The organism is Secundilactobacillus mixtipabuli (genome assembly GCF_002217925.1).
GTDB classification, from domain to species: Bacteria; Bacillota; Bacilli; order Lactobacillales; family Lactobacillaceae; genus Secundilactobacillus; species Secundilactobacillus mixtipabuli.
This window is the reverse complement of sequence record NZ_BCMF01000080.1, coordinates 1-237: the sequence shown is the minus strand read 5'-3', so window position 1 is coordinate 237 and position 237 is coordinate 1. Positions and strand designations below refer to the sequence as shown.

1 rRNA gene is annotated in these 237 nt (G+C 55.7%); it reads left to right on the top strand.

Annotation, left to right across the window (positions count from 1 at the left end):
- A 16S ribosomal RNA gene (locus IWT5_RS12085) occupies positions 1 to 237 on the top strand; the annotation flags it as partial.

Below are 237 nucleotides of genomic sequence, written 5' to 3'. Positions count from 1 at the left end.
CTAAGAGATTAGGCGTTCCCTTCGGGGACGCAGATACAGGTGGTGCATGGCTGTCGTCAGCTCGTGTCGTGAGATGTTGGGTTAAGTCCCGCAACGAGCGCAACCCTTATTGTCAGTTGCCAGCATTCAGTTGGGCACTCTGGCGAGACTGCCGGTGACAAACCGGAGGAAGGTGGGGATGACGTCAAGTCATCATGCCCCTTATGACCTGGGCTACACACGTGCTACAATGGATGG